General features: G+C 60.7%; 16 protein-coding genes and 1 pseudogene. 8 read left to right on the forward strand and 9 right to left on the reverse strand.

Annotation, left to right across the window (positions count from 1 at the left end):
- Positions 1–365 precede the first annotated feature (365 nt).
- A complete protein-coding gene (gene brnQ / locus ACS5Q8_RS09200; protein WP_276197236.1) occupies positions 366–1,679 on the forward strand; it encodes a branched-chain amino acid transport system II carrier protein in 1,314 nt (437 codons plus the stop codon).
- Between the two features lie 158 nt (positions 1,680–1,837).
- The gene (locus ACS5Q8_RS09205) at positions 1,838–2,578 is read left to right on the forward strand and encodes a DUF599 domain-containing protein (RefSeq protein ID WP_276197237.1); all 741 of its coding nucleotides are present in this window, start codon (positions 1,838–1,840) and stop codon (positions 2,576–2,578) included.
- A gap of 121 nt (positions 2,579–2,699) precedes the next feature.
- Here the strand turns inward: ACS5Q8_RS09205 and ACS5Q8_RS09210 are convergent, their stop codons facing one another.
- Positions 2,700–2,951, reverse strand: coding sequence for a hypothetical protein (locus ACS5Q8_RS09210; protein ID WP_247396461.1), 252 nt, complete (start codon positions 2,949–2,951; stop codon positions 2,700–2,702).
- Between the two features lie 157 nt (positions 2,952–3,108).
- Here ACS5Q8_RS09210 and ACS5Q8_RS09215 point away from each other — a divergent pair, with 157 nt between their 5' ends.
- From ACS5Q8_RS09215 to ACS5Q8_RS09230, 4 genes are all read left to right on the forward strand, one after another.
- Positions 3,109–3,585 carry a PaaI family thioesterase gene (locus ACS5Q8_RS09215; RefSeq protein WP_276197238.1) on the forward strand — a complete coding sequence of 159 codons (477 nt, stop codon included), beginning with the start codon at positions 3,109–3,111 and terminating at the stop codon, positions 3,583–3,585.
- Entirely contained in the window at positions 3,582–4,034 is a 453-nt protein-coding gene (locus tag ACS5Q8_RS09220; RefSeq protein ID WP_276197239.1) for a PaaI family thioesterase, read from the forward strand. Before ACS5Q8_RS09215 ends, ACS5Q8_RS09220 begins: the two co-directional genes overlap by 4 nt.
- An 89-nt stretch (positions 4,035–4,123) precedes the next feature.
- Positions 4,124–6,028, forward strand: a complete 1,905-nt coding sequence (gene htpG, locus ACS5Q8_RS09225) for a molecular chaperone HtpG (RefSeq protein ID WP_276197240.1) — start codon at positions 4,124–4,126, stop codon at positions 6,026–6,028.
- Between the two features lie 66 nt (positions 6,029–6,094).
- A complete protein-coding gene (locus ACS5Q8_RS09230) occupies positions 6,095–6,823 on the forward strand; it encodes a dienelactone hydrolase family protein (protein WP_276197241.1) in 729 nt (242 codons plus the stop codon).
- Between the two features lie 97 nt (positions 6,824–6,920).
- Here the strand turns inward: ACS5Q8_RS09230 and ACS5Q8_RS09235 are convergent, their stop codons facing one another.
- The 3 genes from ACS5Q8_RS09235 to ACS5Q8_RS09245 all read right to left on the reverse strand — a co-directional run bounded on the left by ACS5Q8_RS09235 (position 6,921) and on the right by ACS5Q8_RS09245 (position 8,444).
- Positions 6,921–7,787 carry a pirin family protein gene (locus tag ACS5Q8_RS09235; protein WP_276197242.1) on the reverse strand — a complete coding sequence of 289 codons (867 nt, stop codon included), beginning with the start codon at positions 7,785–7,787 and terminating at the stop codon, positions 6,921–6,923.
- A 64-nt stretch (positions 7,788–7,851) separates the two neighbouring features.
- A complete protein-coding gene (locus ACS5Q8_RS09240) occupies positions 7,852–8,268 on the reverse strand; it encodes an OsmC family protein (RefSeq protein ID WP_276197243.1) in 417 nt (138 codons plus the stop codon).
- An 8-nt stretch (positions 8,269–8,276) separates the two neighbouring features.
- The gene (locus ACS5Q8_RS09245; protein ID WP_247396472.1) at positions 8,277–8,444 is read right to left on the reverse strand and encodes a hypothetical protein; all 168 of its coding nucleotides are present in this window, start codon (positions 8,442–8,444) and stop codon (positions 8,277–8,279) included.
- On the opposite strand from ACS5Q8_RS09245, the pseudogene ACS5Q8_RS09250 reads away from it, so the two are divergent.
- Positions 8,440–8,691 (forward strand): annotated as a pseudogene (locus tag ACS5Q8_RS09250) (HAMP domain-containing protein); the annotation flags it as partial. The gene ACS5Q8_RS09245 and the pseudogene ACS5Q8_RS09250 overlap by 5 nt on opposite strands.
- 92 nt (positions 8,692–8,783) lie before the next feature.
- Here the strand turns inward: ACS5Q8_RS09250 and fabB are convergent.
- The 5 genes from fabB to ACS5Q8_RS09275 form a co-directional block, all read right to left on the reverse strand.
- Positions 8,784–10,004, reverse strand: a complete 1,221-nt coding sequence (gene fabB / locus ACS5Q8_RS09255; protein WP_276197244.1) for a beta-ketoacyl-ACP synthase I — start codon at positions 10,002–10,004, stop codon at positions 8,784–8,786.
- 11 nt (positions 10,005–10,015) lie between these two features.
- On the reverse strand, positions 10,016–10,531 hold the full coding sequence (fabA, locus tag ACS5Q8_RS09260) for a 3-hydroxyacyl-[acyl-carrier-protein] dehydratase FabA (RefSeq protein ID WP_247396474.1): 516 nt from the start codon (positions 10,529–10,531) through the stop codon (positions 10,016–10,018).
- Between the two features lie 249 nt (positions 10,532–10,780).
- Positions 10,781–12,682, reverse strand: coding sequence for an ATP-binding protein (locus tag ACS5Q8_RS09265; protein ID WP_465160089.1), 1,902 nt, complete (start codon positions 12,680–12,682; stop codon positions 10,781–10,783).
- Entirely contained in the window at positions 12,679–13,608 is a 930-nt protein-coding gene (locus tag ACS5Q8_RS09270; RefSeq protein WP_426099392.1) for an ABC transporter substrate-binding protein, read from the reverse strand. Before ACS5Q8_RS09270 ends, ACS5Q8_RS09265 begins: the two co-directional genes overlap by 4 nt.
- A 1-nt stretch (position 13,609) precedes the next feature.
- On the reverse strand, positions 13,610–15,730 hold the full coding sequence (locus tag ACS5Q8_RS09275; protein ID WP_465160090.1) for a TonB-dependent receptor plug domain-containing protein: 2,121 nt from the start codon (positions 15,728–15,730) through the stop codon (positions 13,610–13,612).
- 195 nt (positions 15,731–15,925) lie between these two features.
- On the opposite strand from ACS5Q8_RS09275, the gene ACS5Q8_RS09280 reads away from it, so the two are divergent.
- Positions 15,926–16,951 (forward strand): NAD(P)H-dependent glycerol-3-phosphate dehydrogenase, encoded by a 1,026-nt coding sequence (locus ACS5Q8_RS09280; protein ID WP_465160091.1) that lies wholly within the window; start codon positions 15,926–15,928, stop codon positions 16,949–16,951.
- The last annotated feature ends 3 nt before the right edge of the window (positions 16,952–16,954 follow it).

A 16,954-nucleotide genomic window follows, 5' to 3' on the forward strand; every position in this document is an offset into this window, starting at 1 on the left:
GGGCGGCCCATTTATTGAAATGTACTCGGTTCCATGTGGGAGGGGCTTGCTCCCGATAGCGGTTCAGTCACATCAGCAGTGACTTCACTCCGCTATCGGGAGCAAGCCCCCTCCCACATTTTTTATCTGTATTGCCAAATTAAGTATGAAAACACGACATTCGGATGTCGCTTATCGGACGGTCCGCCCTGCAACAGTGCGTTTATCGGCCAAATTCTGTACCCTTGCCGCCTCTTTAAAGCGCCCGCATCCCAAAAGGAAGCCGCGCGCTAGGCCGGTTGGTGCCCATAAGGGCCGACAGCATTTCCCTCATCCATAGGGAAGCCCTCTCTAAATTCCGATTCAGTAGTGTGGTATTTCCTCAAATGAAAGTGTTGAAAAGCCAGGACATCCTGGCGTTGGGCTTTATGACCTTTGCCCTGTTCGTGGGCGCCGGCAACATCATCTTCCCGCCGATCGTTGGTTTGCAGTCCGGGCCCCATGTCTGGATGGCGGCGTTGGGTTTCCTGATCACCGCAGTCGGGCTACCGGTGGTCACGGTAATCGCCCTGGCCAAGGTCGGCGGCGGTATGGATGCGTTGAGCAGCCCGATCGGCAAGATCGCCGGTGGCGTGCTGGCGGCGGCCGCGTATCTGGCGGTAGGGCCGCTGTTCGCCACCCCGCGTACCGCGACCGTGTCCTTTGAAGTGGGCCTGGCGCCGTTGACCGGCGAAAGCCCGCTGGCCCTGTTCCTCTACAGCGCTGTGTACTTTCTGGTGGTGTTTTTCGTCTCCCTGTACCCCGGCCGCCTGCTGGACACCGTGGGCCGTTTCCTGGCACCGCTGAAAATTCTCGCGCTGTCCATCCTCGGCATCGCCGCGTTTGCCTTGCCGGCCGGTGAAGTGGGGGTTGCCACCCCGGAATACGTGGCTGCGCCGTTCTCCCAAGGCTTTATCAATGGTTACCTGACCATGGATACCCTGGGCGCGCTGGTGTTCGGCATCGTGATCGTCAACGCGATCCGTTCCCGTGGGGTCGAATCGCCTAAGCTGATCACCCGTTACGCGATCATTGCCGGGTTGATCGCCGGCGTCGGCTTGGCGCTGGTGTACATCAGCCTGTTCCGCCTTGGGGCGGGCAGCCATGAAGTCGCTGCCGGTGCCGCCAATGGCGCCGCTGTTCTGCATGCCTACGTGCAACACACCTTTGGCTCTCTGGGCAGCGGTTTCCTGGCTGTGCTGATCTCCCTGGCCTGCCTGGTCACCGCCGTCGGCCTGACCTGTGCCTGCGCCGAATACTTCAGCCGAATCCTGCCGCTGTCCTACAAGACCCTGGTGGTGATCCTGGCGCTGTTCTCGCTGTTCGTGTCCAACCTGGGCCTGACCAAGCTGATCGCGTTCTCGATCCCGGTGCTCACCGCAATCTACCCGCCGTGCATCGTGCTGGTGGCTTTGAGCTTCTGCAAAGACTTCTGGCAGGAGCAAAGCCGTATCGTTGGCCCGGTGATGCTGGTTTCGTTCATCTTTGGCTGCATCGATGCGCTCAAGGGCGCCGGGCTGGCGGGTTGGATGCCGTCGCAATTGGCTAACCTGCCGTTGAGCGAGCAGGGCCTGGCGTGGCTGGTGCCATCGGTGATGATCCTGGTGGTTGCTGTGGTGGTGGACCGGATGCTCGGCAAGCGCAGCGAAGCCATCGCGTAACGCACGCTTCACGTTGTACCGAAATGCCCCGTATCAATCGATATGGGGCATTTTTTTGCGTGACGGGCAGTGTCTTTTCCAGTGGGCTAACGTCGAAGGGGTAACGAAAAGCTCCAGCCAGCTCCCACAGTTTCCCTCTACTGTGTATAAGGACCCGCATGCCGTTTATCGAAGCCAACCTGATCCACCTGCTTGCCGCACTCTGGTTTGTTATCTGTTGGGGCGGCTACACCCGTTACGCGACCTGGAAAGCCCGCGACACCGCCTGCCTGGCCAGTGTGCTGCACCTGTATCGCGAAGACTGGATGCGTCGCATGCTGCTGCGCGACAACCGCATCGCCGACGCCAGCGTGATCGGCAACCTGGAGCGTAACGCCTCGTTCTTCGCTTCGAGCACCTTGATCATCCTTGCCGGCATTCTCACGGTGCTGGGGGCGTCCGAGCGAGCCGTGTCGTTGTTGGCGGACATCCCCATGGTGCAGCAGGCGTCCCAGGGCATGTCGGAGATCAAGCTGCTATGCCTGGCGCTGGCGTTTGTCTACGCGTTCTTCACGTTCAGTTGGTGCATGCGCCAGTACAACTTCGCGGCCGTGCTGGTGGGGTCGGCGCCGATGATCGGTGAGCGGCACGTGTCGGAGCAGGAGCGCAAGGCGTTTGCCCTGCGGGCGGCGCGGGTCATTTCGATGGCGGCCAACCAGTTCAACTTTGGCCTGCGCGCTTATTACTTCGGCATGACCATGCTGGCGTGGTTTGTCAGCCCCTGGCTGTTCATGTTGATGAGTGCCGGGGTGGTATTGGTGCTGTATCGCCGGGAGTTTCATTCCGACGTACTGCAAGTGATGGTGTATACGCAGACCGACACGCCGCTGCCGGACCTGGCGAAAGAACCGCTGGTATAGAACGCTGCGGGTTTTGTCCGACTTATCGCGCCTCGCCCAAGGGCTAAATACCTCAGGCAAAGTAAAGCCCGCTATCTAAGCGGGCTTTCTTTTTGCAGCCAAGCTATTTCAAGCCCCGGTATCAAGAACCGGTTGCTGGGGTAGCCGGTGCTGCTTCTTGTGTTGCGGCTTTGTTCGATTCGGCCTGAGCTTTGGCAGCATCGGCGTTTTCTTTCGCAGCGTCGTTCACTTTATCTTGTGCTTTCGCCATATCTTTCTGAGCTTGCTCAGAATGCGCGGCAGCATCTTGGGCTTTGTCTTCGGATTTTTTATCGCAGGCAGCCAGACCGAGGGCGGCGGCCAACATCATGGAAATAGCTAAAGTCTTGCGCATGGGTGTTTCTCCTTAGTGAAGATATCTACTGGCCTTTCGAGCATATGGGGCCAGCATTAGTTCCTTTTATCCCACAGATATATAAAGCATTTTTCCAAGGAACTTTCCCCGACGGTCCATACTCCGCCGGACCCACACTCATAAGAGTCTGAACCGAATGACCGAAAATTCCTTGTTGGAGCGTGCCAAACGCTTTATTTCGGCTCTGCGCCATTGCCAGGTGCTGGGCATTACCGTTCATCACGCCTGCGAGGAGGGGATCACCCTGGTCCTGCCCTACGGCCCGACGATCGTTGGCGACCCCCAGACGGGTGTCATCCATGGTGGCGCGTTGACTTCATTGATGGACACCGCCTGCGGCATGGCCACCCTATGTGTGTTGCCGGAGTTCGAGGTGTGCCCGACCCTGGACCTGCGCATCGACTACATGCATCCCGCCGAACCGCACAAGCCGGTATATGGCTTCGCCCAGTGTTACCGCGTGACCAGCGACGTGATTTTTACCCGTGGTTTCGCTTACCAGGACGACCCGCAACAACCCGTCGCTCACGCGGTGGGCACGTTCATGCGCATGGGCAAGCGCCTCAAGGGCACGCAAGGGTTGGGCAGCACGATCAAGGGAGAGCAGGCATGACTCACTCATTCAAGACGCGTCTGGAGCAGGCCCATGAGTGCGGCAACTATGAGGCGCTGCTCGACCTGATCCCCTATGCCAAGCTGATCGGCATCGAATGCACGCGGATAGGCGATGAGCTGCTGTTCCGCCTGCCGGCCAACAAGGACAACATTGGTAACCCGATATTGCCGGCGCTGCACGGCGGCGTGATTGCAGGCTTTATGGAACTCTGCGCCGCGTTGCACCTGCTGGTGTTCACCGGCGCTCCGGGCTTGCCGAAAATCATCGACTTTTCTCTCGATTACCTGCGTGCCGGCCAGTTTCGCGACACATACGCCAAATGCCAGGTCTGGCGCCAAGGTCGACGGGTGGCAAATGTGGCGATCACCGCCTGGCAAACCACTGCGGCCGAACCCATTGCCACCGCCCGCGCGCATTTCAAGATCGAGGAAGTGCCCCGCCCTTGAAATTCTGGTCTTAGCCCCCAACTTTGATGACAACCCGCCGCCAACCCTCTCGGGCGCGGCCACTGCCATCCAATTGGAGTTTGATGACCATGAGTGTGGAAACTCAAAAGGAAACCCTGGGCTTCCAGACCGAGGTGAAGCAACTGCTGCACCTCATGATCCATTCGCTGTATTCCAACAAGGAAATTTTCCTTCGCGAATTGATCTCGAACGCCTCTGACGCTGTCGACAAATTACGCTTCGAAGCCCTGTCCAAGCCGGAGTTGCTGGAAGGCGGCGCAGAACTCAAAATCCGCGTGAGCTTCGACAAAGACGCCAAGACCGTTACCCTCGAAGACAACGGTATCGGCATGAGCCGTGACGATGCGATCACCCACCTGGGGACCATCGCTAAATCCGGCACCGCCGACTTCATGAAGCACCTTTCGGGTGACCAGAAGAAAGATTCGCACCTGATTGGCCAGTTCGGTGTGGGCTTCTACTCGGCCTTCATCGTCGCCGACAAGGTTGAAGTGTTCAGCCGCCGCGCGGGCCTCGCTGCCAGTGAAGGTGTGCATTGGTCTTCGAAAGGCGAGGGCGAGTTTGAAATTGCCACCGTCGAAAAGGCTGATCGTGGTACGCGTATCGTGCTGCACCTCAAGGCCGCTGAAGATGAATTCGCCGATGGCTGGCGCCTGCGCAATATCATCAAGAAGTACTCCGACCATATCGCCCTGCCGATCGAGCTGCCGAAAGAGCAAGCAGCCGCCGAAGGCGAAGAAGCGCCGGCCGTTGAGTGGGAAACCGTCAACCGTGCCAGCGCCCTGTGGACCCGTCCGCGTACCGAGATCAAGGACGAGGAATACCAGGAGTTCTACAAGCACATCGGGCACGATTACGAAAACCCGCTGAGCTGGAGCCACAACAAGGTCGAAGGCAAGCTGGAATACAGCTCGCTGCTCTACGTACCGGCCCGCGCTCCGTTCGACCTGTACCAGCGCGAAGCGCCAAAGGGTCTGAAGCTCTACGTGCAGCGCGTGTTCGTGATGGACCAGGCGGAATCGTTCCTGCCGCTGTACCTGCGCTTTATCAAAGGCGTGGTCGACTCCAACGACCTGTCGCTGAACGTATCGCGGGAAATCCTGCAGAAAGACCCGATCATCGACTCCATGAAGTCGGCGCTGACCAAGCGCGTTCTCGACATGCTGGAAAAACTGGCGAAGAACGAGCCTGAGCAATACAAAGGCTTCTGGAAAAACTTCGGCCAGGTCATGAAAGAAGGCCCGGCTGAAGATTTCGCCAACAAGGAAAAAATCGCTGGCCTGCTGCGCTTTGCGTCCACCCTGGGCGAAGACGGCGAGCAGGTGGTGTCCCTGGCCGAGTACCTGGCACGCGCCAAGGAAGGTCAGGATAAGATCTACTACCTGACCGGCGAAACCTACGCTCAGGTCAAGAACAGCCCGCACCTGGAAGTCTTCCGCAAGAAAGGCATCGAAGTGCTGCTGCTGACTGACCGTATCGATGAGTGGCTGATGAGCTACCTCAGCGAATTCGACGGCAAGACCTTCGTCGACGTGGCTCGTGGTGACTTGGACCTGGGCAACCTGGATTCCGAAGAAGACAAAAAAGCCGCTGAAGAAGTGGCCAAGTCTAAGGAAGGCCTGGTTGAGCGGATCAAGGCGTCCCTGGGCGATGCCGTCAGCGAAGTGCGGGTTTCCCACCGTCTGACCGACTCCCCGGCGATCCTGGCCATTGGCGAGCAGGACCTGGGCATGCAGATGCGTCAGATCCTCGAAGCCAGCGGGCAGAAGGTGCCGGACTCCAAGCCGATCTTCGAATTCAACCCGGCTCACCCGCTGATCGAGAAACTCGACGGCGAACAGAGCGAAGAGCGTTTTGGCGACCTGTCGCACATCCTCTTCGATCAGGCGGCCCTGGCCGCTGGTGACAGCTTGAAAGACCCGGCCGCCTATGTGCGCCGACTGAACAAGCTGTTGGTTGAACTGTCAGTTTAAACCCGTTGTAGAAAAACCCGCTTCGGCGGGTTTTTTCGTTCTTGTGCACCTTAACTGGAGTAAATGATGAGCCAAGTCACTGTGCGTTCCGTGGTCTATCAGATTGATGGCCAGTCCTATGAAAGCCGCCTGGCCTTCGATGCCAGCCAAACCGGCCCGCTACCGGGCCTGCTGATGGCGCCGAACTGGATGGGGGTGAGTGCAGGTGCCGAAGAGATCGCCAAGAGCGTCGCCAGTAAAGGCTACGTGGTACTGATCGCCGACCTGTACGGGCAAACCGTGCGCCCGTCGAATAACGATGAAGCCGCTGCGGCAATGATGCCGTTGAAGAACGACCGTCCCTTGTTGAACACGCGCATGCAGGCGGCCTTTGAGCAACTGCAAGGCCAGACCGAAGCTGCGGTGGACACGTCCAAATTGGCCACCTTCGGTTTCTGCTTTGGCGGTTGCTGCTCGCTGGAGCTGGCGCGCACCGGCGCACCGTTGAAGGCGGCGGTTTCGTTCCACGGCAGCCTCGACACGCCAAACCCGGCGGATGCGAAGAACATCAAGGGTTCAGTGTTGGTGTTGCATGGCGCCTCCGACCCGCTGGTGCCGAAAGAGCAACTGCCGGCGTTCGAAGATGAGATGAACGCGGCCGTTGTGGATTGGCAGCTGCTGAGCTATGGCGGTGCGGTGCATTCCTTCACCGACCCGCATGCCAATGTGCCAGGCATGATGATGTACGACGCGAAGACCGCTGCGCGGGCGTTCCAGTCGATGCATAACTTGTTGGATGAAGTGTTCAAGGGCTAAGTCTCTAGCGTCTGTCCTGGCCTCATCGTGAGCAAGCCCACTTCCACATTTAACCGCGTTATGCGGTCGAATGTGGGAGCGGGCTTGCTCGCGAATGCTATCTCACAGGCAACTCAATTCTTTCGGTTTCACCGGGCACCGTCGGCCAATCCGCCGCCGCCCAACGCTGCCTGGCCTGCTCGATCACGGCCGGATCGCTCGCCACAAAATTCCAGTTGATCCGGCGTGGCCCATCCAGCGGCGCGCCGCCGAACACCATCAGGTGACAATCGGTCTCGGCAGACAGAGTCATCTCCTGTCCGCTCGGCAGCACCACCAGGCTGTGTACCTCAAGTGGTTCACCGTCCAACTGCACGTCACCCTCCAGCACGTACACCGCGCGTTCCTCATGCTCGTCGGGGATCAGCAGGGTGGTGGCCGTCTGCATCTGCACGTTGGCATACAGCGTGGGCGACAGGACCGGCACCGGTGATTTGAGGCAGAAGCCATTGCCCGCGATCAGGCGGATCTGCACGCCCAGGTTGTCACTGGCCGGCAAGCTAGCCGCCGGATGGTGGCTGTAGTGCCCAGGCCCGGTCTCGTGGTCCTTGGGTGAGGCGAGCCACACTTGCAGCCCATGCAGGCTGAACCCCTTGGCCTTGAGTGCCTCGGGCGTACGTTCGACGTGGGCAATCGCGCTGCCGGCAGTCATCCAGCTCACGTCGCCGGTCTCCACCAACTGGTCCGAACCGAGGCTGTCCTTGTGCTGCAAGGCGCCTTCAAACAGGTAGGTGAGGGTCGACAGGCCGATATGCGGGTGCTGGCGGATATTCATACCGCTGCCCGGCGCATAGCGGGTCGGCAGCATATGGTCGAAAAACACGAACGGCCCGACGCTGCGACATTCCCGCGATGGCAGCGGGCGCAGGATGGGCTGGCCTTCGACATCTTCGAGGCGAGGGCGGATCACGGTGAGGGTGGTCATGGTGCGTCCCAGTCTGAGCGGGTTGGATAGCCCAGAGCATAACCCGCTCGACCAGAGGTTGCCGCTACTGGCTGAAGGCACCTTCCGCCAATTTTGTCTCGATGCTCACCTCGGCGGTGGTCATCAGTTTGTGTATCGGGCAACGGTCGGCGATGCGGTGCAGTTCGTCGCGTTGCTGATCGGTGAGCACGCCCTTGAGCGTCAGTTTGACGTTGAGCACGTACTTGCCCTTTTGCTCTTCGCTGTCGTCGTGGGTGACTTCCACGGTTACGCCGGTCAGCGGGATGCCCTTTTTCTGCGCATACAGCTTCAGGGTCAGGGCCTTGCATGACGCCAGGGCCGCATCGAAATAGCCATGGGGCGAGGGGGCGGAGTCGTCACCGCCGAGGCTTTTGGGCAGGTCGGTGAACAACTCGTGGTTATCGATGTTGAGGCTGTGGCGGAAGTTGTCGGCATTCAGGGTGTTGACGGTAACAGGCATGGCGAACCTCACAAGCGTGGCAGGAAGAAAGTCATGCAGTTATAGAACATGCTGGCACTCAGGCGTTCCAGGATTTTTTCCAGGAAGCTGCGGGCATGATTCCCAGCATTCGCGAGCTTCAGGCGCTCGCGCAGAACGAGCAGGAAATCATTCAGGTCAAAAACAGCCTGCAGCATCGTGCTGTCGCTGGGGCGGTCGCTGAGAGCCGCCCAGAACGTCGTCGGTGGCGATCTGGCCGGCGAGATCAGCCCGAGTGGCCGGGATGAGGCGGCGCGTCTACAACAAGCGCTCAAGGGCGTGCAGGAAAACCTTCGCGATACCCTGCGGCGCATTTCCGAATCATCCAGCCCGCTCGCGTCGGCCCCCGAAGAGCTCAGTTGCGTGATCGAAGACGCCACCCGCGGGTTGCACCGGCAGCGCCAGTAAATCGAACAGATGATCGGCGGGATTCAGCAAAAATCCATAAAAAAACCCCGAACCAGTCGGGGCTTTTTCATGTGATCAACCTGCGGGGCTTACTTGCCCTGCCAGCGTTTCAGCACCAGGGTGGCGTTAGTGCCACCGAAGCCGAAGCTGTTGCTCATCACGGTGTCGATTTTTACGTTTTCAACGGTCTTGGTCAGGATCGGCATATCGGCGACGACCGGATCGATCTCTTCGATATTAGCCGAGCCAGCCATGAAGTTGCCTTCCATCATCAGCAGGCAGTAGATCGTTTCGTGAACGCCTGCGGCCCCCAGGGAGTGACCGGACAGGCTCTTGGTGGAGCTGATGGCGGGTGCCTTGTCGCCGAATACCGCGCGCACGCCTTCCATTTCCTTGGCGTCGCCGACCGGAGTCGAGGTGCCGTGGGTGTTTATGTAGTCGATCGGGGTATCCACGGTGGACATGGCCATCTGCATGCAGCGGATGGCGCCTTCACCGCTTGGCGCAACCATGTCGTAGCCGTCGGAAGTGGCGCCGTAGCCGACGATTTCCGCGTAGATCTTCGCGCCACGGGCCAAGGCGTGTTCCAGCTCCTCGACCACCACCATGCCGCCGCCGCCGGCGATGACGAAACCGTCACGCTTGGCGTCGTAGGCGCGGGAGGCCTTTTCCGGGGTGTCGTTGTACTGGGTGGACAGGGCGCCCATGGCGTCGAACAGGAACGACTGGCTCCAATGTTCTTCTTCACCACCGCCGGCGAACACGATGTCCTGCTTGCCCAGCTGGATCTGCTCAACTGCGTTACCGATGCAGTGAGCACTGGTGGCGCAGGCAGAGGAGATCGAGTAGTTCACGCCCTTGATCTGGAACGGCGTGGCCAGGCAGGCGGAAACGGTGCTGCCCATGGTCCGCGTGACACGGTACGGGCCAACGCGCTTCACGCCTTTCTCGCGCAGGATGTCCAGCGCTTCCATCTGGTTCAGGGTGGACGCGCCGCCGGAGCCGGCGATCAGGCCGGTACGCACGTTCGAGACCTGATCGTGGCTCAGGCCGGAATCGGTGATGGCGTCCTTCATGGCCAAGTAGGCGTAGGCGGCAGCGTGGCCGACGAAGCGGTAGATCTTGCGATCTATCAATTCTTCGAGGGGCAGGTCGATGGAGCCGGAAACCTGGCTACGCAGACCCATTTCGGCATATTCCGGGTTGAAGCGGATGCCAGGGCGACTTGCACGCAGGTTAGCGGTGACGGTCTCTTTGTCATTGCCCAGGCAAGAAACGATGCCCAGACCAGTGATAACGACGCGGCGCATGCGGATAACCCTTAAAAGTTTTCAGTGGAAGTGAATACGCCGACCCGAAGGCCTTCGGCAGTATAGATCTCGCGACCGTCGACAGTCACCGAACCGTCGGCGATGGCCAGGTTCAGCTTGCCCTTGAGGACGCGCTTGATTTGAATGTTGTAGGTGACTTTCTTGGCGCTTGGCAGAACCTGGCCAAAAAACTTCACTTCGCCCGAACCCAGGGCGCGACCGCGGCCGGGCAAGCCTTGCCAGCCGAGGTAGAAGCCGACCAGTTGCCACATGGCGTCGAGGCCCAGGCAGCCCGGCATGACAGGGTCACCTTCAAAATGGCAGGCAAAGAACCACAGGTCCGGAGTGATATCCAGCTCGGCGACCAATTCACCTTTGCCGTACTTGCCACCCTCTTCGCTGATATGGGTGATGCGATCCACCATCAGCATGTTCGGGGCGGGCAGTTGCGCGTTACCTGGGCCGAACAGCTCACCGCGACTGCAGCGCAGCAGGTCTTCCCGAGTAAAGGCGTTTTGTTTGGTCATGCGAGCTCCTCAATAATCCCATGCGGCAGGGTAGGGCAAATCTTCCCGATACCGACGACGCGTTCATGCCTCATATCGGCAGCCTACACATAGACTATTGCGTTGTAGTGAAAGTCACAGCGTCAAGGCACTCAATGTACACTTGTTCACTGAAATTATAAACCGGGCCTGTTTAGCGGTCCGTTCGGGTGCCTAAGACTGCCGCACTTTCGTCTTTCACGCCAGTCGCAGTTGGCTAATGGCGCGGCGCTATTGCACCCAGCGCTGCAGGATTTGCTGCAAATCCGTGCGTTTGAACGGCTTGGCCAGGTAATCGTTCATTCCGGCGGCCAGGCAGAGTTCGCGATCGCCCTGCAAGGCGTTGGCGGTGAGGGCGATGATCGGCAGGTCGGCGCAGCCCGGCAGGTGGCGAATCTGCCGGGTGGCTTCGTAGCCGTCGATCAGCGGTAACCGGCAGTCCATCAGGATCGCAGTGAAAATCAGGCTCTCGGCGCTGCGGATCGCCTCGGCGCCGTCGGTGGCCAGGCTCACTTCAAAACCCAGGCTGCGCAGCATGGCTTCGACCACGGTACGGTTGACCGGGTTGTCTTCCACCAGCAACACATGCCGGCCATTGCCCGCGCTGGCTTTGCCTTCGGCGTTGGCGGCAATGGCCGGCACGCTGTGCTGGTCGATGGCCAGCGGGATTTCCAGGGTGAACTCCGAACCACGGCCTTCTTCGCTCTGCGCGCGCAGGGTGCCGCCCATGCGTTCGGCCAGGGTCCGGGCGATGGGCAGGCCCAGGCCGGTGCCGCCGTAACGTCTTGAAATGGAACTGTCGGCCTGCTGGAAGGCATCGAACATCCGTTCCAGGCGCTCGGCGGAAATGCCAATGCCGCTGTCGCGCACGGTGCAGGTGAACCACACCAGTTCAGGGTCGAGCGTTTGCCAATGGGGCTCGACGCTGACGCTGCCGTGTTCGGTAAACTTGAGCGCGTTGCCGATCAGGTTCACCAGAATCTGGCGGATACGCGTCGGGTCGCCCTTCACGCGCAACGTGTCCAGGCCCTGCGGGATCGGTAATTCGAGGCTCAGCCCGCGCTGCTGGGCGCTGTGCTGGAAGGCCTGGGCGCAGCTGTTGATCAGGTCCGCGAGGTTGAACGGAATGTGTTCCAGCTCCAGGGCCGCGCGTTCGATGCGCGAGAAGTCGAGGATGTCATTGATGACCTTGAGTAAATGTTCCGTGGACTCGGAGGCCAGCGCCGCATATTCGGTCTGCTCTTCGGTCATCTCGGTGGTTTCCAGCAGTTGCAGCATGCCCAGCACACCGTTCATCGGCGTGCGCAGCTCGTGGCTCATCATCGCCAGGAAATCCGACTTGGCGTTGTTCGCCCGCTCGGCTTCCTCACGGGTCTGGATCAACTGGGTCATGGCCTGCTGCTGTTCGCGGCTGGCCTGGTTGAGGCCTTCGGCAAGGTTGTTGATGTGTCGCGAGAGGTCGCCGAGCTCCGAGTCATCGACAATCGGCAGCGGGGTCTTGTAGTCGCCTTGCTGGATCGCCTTGACCGCATGGCCCATGGCGCTGATCGGCTGCGACAGGCTGGCGGCCAGGCGCCGCGCGAGCAGGAAGGTAAACAGCAGGGCGAACAGTGCGAGCACGCCGGCCTTGAATAGAATCTCCTGCTGGCGCTGGCTGAAGGCATCGTTGGACATGCCGACGATCACCCGGCCCAGGTAGTCGGCACGCGGCGCCTTGGGTTCGTTGAGGTTGTCCTGGAAAAAGTCATTGCCCAGTTGGATATGTTGCAGGCGGATCGGTGCCTGGAACACTTTGACCGACAGCGAACGGTCGTGAGTTTCCGAGGGTTGCTCGACGTACACCAGGATGTTCTCGGCGCTGTCCTGAATCTCCAGAAAACGCACATGGGGCGTGGCCAGCGTCGCGCGCAGTAGGCTGTCGAGCACGTCGTTGTTGCCGGAGATCACCCCATATTCGGTGGCCGGTGCCAATTGGTTGGCGATCAGTTGGCCGGTGTGGTCCAGTTCCTGGCGCAGGTCCTGGATGCGCACGAAGGTGAAGAAGCTGATCAACAGCAACGTCAGTAACAGTGCCGGGCCCAGGGTGATGAGCTGGGTGCGGGTGTTGATGTCCCAACGACGACGCAAGGTCATGGGCGTTTTTCTCCTTCGGCCAGGCGGGCGGCGACGTTGGCTTCGTCGACCTGTTCGATGCCCAGTGAGCGTGCGACTTGCGGGTTGCCCATGACTTTGAACTGTTCCGGGTACAACGTGCGCGCCCAGCCGGTTGGCGGGTGATCGAGCAGGCGGTCGAGCACGGCCAGCCAGTCGGTCTGGTCGCTGTAGGTGCTGGCTAGGCTGCCGGCCTTGACGAACCCGGCATTGGGCCCCACCAGCGGCAGTTGCCGGGCGTAACTGCTCAGCAGCAGGTTCTTCGCGGTTTTCGGGTTGTATAGCTGTGGGTCGTCAAGGCCGAGCAGCACATCGCTGTTTCTGAACAAATGCAGCAGTGGGCGGCTGTCGTTAATGTCGTCCCAGCGTTGGGGCACGATCTCCAGGCCCATCGGCGCGGCGTACTGGCGCAACTCGCGGAGCAGGAATTCACTGTCGGCGCCGTAGAGCACGCCGATGCGCCTGGCCTGGGGCAGGATTGTGGCGATTAGCCGCAGTTGGCGTTCCAGCGGCGGATCACTCCACAACAGGCTGATTTTGGCCGGTATGCCCTGGCCCAGGCGCTGGCGGGCCTGCAGGCGGCTGATGCGCAACACCAGGGTCGACGGGCCCTGGGCATCCTGCAGGCGCCAGTCGAGGCTGGGCAGGTCCAACAGGATCAGGCGCGTACCGGCGGGTAATTGGCTTGGCGCGGGTAGGTCAGTGAGCGGCGTGAACGTCACGTGGTCGTCGGGGCGCTGCAGGGCAAGCGCCTGGACGAACGCCTGCACCCCGGCGCCGTCTTCGGCGGCGGTCAGCAGGATATCGGCGCTCCAGGCCGGTATGCTTAGCAGCAGGCACAGCAGCAGCAGGCCGCGCTGCCAGCGTCTGGTGGGAGAGAGGAGGGGCATCCGTGACTGATCGCCCATGTCAGAACTCTAACTCCGCGCTGAAGTAGAGCACTTGGCGATGGTCGTAGTTGTTGTCGGCCCAGGTGGTGGGCTGGTCATCCAGGCGTTGTTGCAACATGCCGGCCAGCTCCACGTTGGCTTTGCCCAAGGCGATGCGCTTGGCGACGCGCAGGTCGACCCGTTCGAAGCGATAGCGGTTAAGGGCGTCGTCGCCATAGTAGAACAAGGCGCTGGACCAGCCGTGCCCCCATTCGCGCAGCCAGCCGGCCGAACCGCTGTTGCGTGCGGTTTGCGCCTTGTCCAGCGGGTTGCTGGAGCTGGCGTCGACGTAAGCATAGGTCAGCCGCAGGCGGTCGGCGTTGCTCATGCGCCAGTCGAATTGGGATTCGGCGCCGGTAAAGCGCGAGCTGTTGGCGTTGCTGGCAATGTACTGATTATTGCGCAGCGGCGAGCTGATCATGTCGGTGATTTCGTCGTAGAACAGTTTCACGTCCATGTTCAGCCCGATGTCGGCAAAAAAGCCGTTATAGCCCAATTCGCGGGATTTCATCAGCTCTTTATCGAGGTTGCCCGGGCCGCGTGTCGCCACGAAGTACTGTCCGGAATTTTGTCCGTAGGCCGGCGAGCTGAGGTTGGTGACGCGGTAGCTCCAGTTGACGTTGTTCTCGAACATGTCCGGCGAGCGGATCGCTTCGGAGTACACCGCGCGCAGGCCGTGGCGCGGGTTGATCAGGTAGTTGACCGCCACCCGCGGCGTCAGCGAGTTACCGCTCAGGTGGGTGTCTTCGTACATGGTGCCGCCCTGCAGCAACCAATGCTCGCTGGCGCGCCATTCAAGCTGGCCGAACAGGCGCCAGGTGGTGTCATTCTGGGTGCCGTTGAAATAGGTGTCGGAGTCGGCGCGGTCATAGCGATAGTTCATACCGCTGACCAGGCGCAGGCTGTCGGACAGGCTCAGGGTGTCCTGGACCTCCAGGTCGTAGCGGCTTTCGCGGGTGCTTTGGTCGATGTCGCCGCACACGCTCTGGCTGGCGCCGTTGCGCCATTGGTCCAGCACTTGGTTGCCCAGTGCTTGTTCGTCGGCACTGCCGGGGGGCGCAACACCTTGGCTGTAGGTGTCCATGTGCCGGGCCAATCGCTCGGCGTAATTGGGGTTGAGCTGCCACAGTCGGGTCAGTTCCGGGCTGAACGACACCTTGGCGTCACAGGCTTTCCAGATCTGCCGGCGGTCCCATTGCTGGGCGGAGCCCTGGATATACAGGCTGTGTTCGGGATTGAAATCGAAATTCCAACGCAGGGAACCGGCATAGTCTTTGGCGGCAACGTCGGAATTGTTGCCGCCTTCGGTAACCCCCGCGAATATTGGCACGTAGGTATAAGGACGCTGATTGGTCCCTTCCTTGGCATTCAGTTGCCAGTCGATGCTCTGTTGCGCGTTCAGGGTCTGGCTCACCGCCAGACTGAAGCGGTTGAGACGCCGACCGTCACGGCGGTCGGCGCCCACCGCGTCGTTGTCAAAGCCATCATCCTGCTGCCCGGACATGGACAGGCGCAGGTCGCCGGTTTCCCAGCCCACGCCCTGGCTGGCATAAAAATCATTGATCCCGCGCTCGCCGCGTACCACTTTTATCCTTGAACCGTGGCTGTTAGCCGGTGAGCGCGTGAGGATATTCACCACCGCCATCAACGCGTTGGCGCCGTAGCTGACGGTGTTGGGCCCGCGAAACACTTCGATCCGCTCGATGTCTTCCATGGCCACCGGAATATCACTCCAGTCCACCGTAGCCAGGCCGGCGCGGTAAACCGAGCGGCCATCGATCAAAACCTGCATGCGTCGCGCATCACTGGCACTGGTGCCGTGGTAGTTCACCGCCGCCTGATTGCCGCTGGTGTAGCCGACCATCATGCCCGGCACCAGCCGCAGCAACTCGGCGATGTCCCGTGCACCGCTGGCCTTGATCAGTTCGCTGTCGATCACGGTCATGCTGCCGGGCACGGCGGCGGCCGATTGTTTCAGGCGTGTGGCGGTCAGCACCTGCGGCAGCGGTTGGTTGTCGAGGAACAGGTCGTCGGCGAGCGCCACGCCGCTGCACAGCAACATCAACCACAGAGATGAACGGGGAGGAGGGCCCAAATACACGACACGGCCTTGATAATTACGAATAGCCGACCATGTTAACCGAGGCTGGGCCATTTGCCAGTCGTCGCCTTTGCAATTCCCCCGCGCCGATATGGCATTTTCCGACAGGCGTGTGAATTGATACGGGGGCTGGCCGCAAGCGGGGGGCTCCGTATAATGCTGCCATCGCCACTGGTATGGATTAACGGATTGCATATGACTGAACAGCGCCCTATTGCGGTCCTGGGAGGCGGAAGTTTTGGTACCGCCGTGGCTAACCTGCTGGCTGAGAACGGTCATTCGGTGCGCCAGTGGATGCGCGATCCCGAACAGGCCGAGGCCATTCGCGTCCATCGAGAAAATCCGCGCTACCTTAAAGGCATCAAGATTCATCCGGCGGTTGAGCCGGTCACCGACTTGCAGGCGACCTTGGAGGCCTGCGAGCTGTGTTTCGTCGCGCTGCCTTCCAGTGCCTTGCGCTCGGTGCTCGCACCCCACGCCGAACGCCTGGCGGGCAAGCTGCTGGTCAGTTTGACCAAGGGCATCGAGGCGCACACCTTCAAGCTTATGAGCGAAATCCTCGCAGAGATCGCCCCACAGGCGCGCATTGGCGTGCTGTCCGGGCCGAATCTGGCGCGGGAAGTGGCCGAACATGCGCTGACCGCCACCGTGATCGCCAGTGAAGACGAAGCACTGTGCGAGCGGGTCCAGGCCGTGCTGCATGGGCGTACCTTTCGCGTGTACGCCAGTGGCGATCGCTTCGGCGTCGAGCTGGGCGGTGCGCTGAAAAACGTCTACGCGATCATTGCCGGCATGGCCGTGGCGTTGGGCATGGGCGAGAACACCAAGAGCATGCTGATCACCCGCGCCCTGGCGGAAATGACCCGCTTCGCGGTGAGCCAGGGCGCCAACCCTATGACCTTCCTGGGGCTGGCGGGCGTGGGCGACCTGATCGTCACCTGCTCGTCGCCGAAAAGCCGCAACTATCAGGTCGGTTTTGCCCTCGGCCAGGGCTTGAGCCTGGAAGACGCGGTGACGCGCCTGGGCGAAGTGGCCGAGGGGGTCAATACCCTCAAGGTGCTCAAAGCCAAGTCCCAGGAAGCGGGTGTGTACATGCCGCTGGTCGCCGGGCTGCATGCGATCCTGTTTGAAGGGCGCACCCTGAACCAGGTCATCGAATTGCTGATGCGCGCCGAGCCGAAAACCGATGTCGACTTTATTTCCACCAGTGGTTTCAACTGAGGA

This window comes from Pseudomonas sp. PAMC25584, assembly GCF_058135675.1.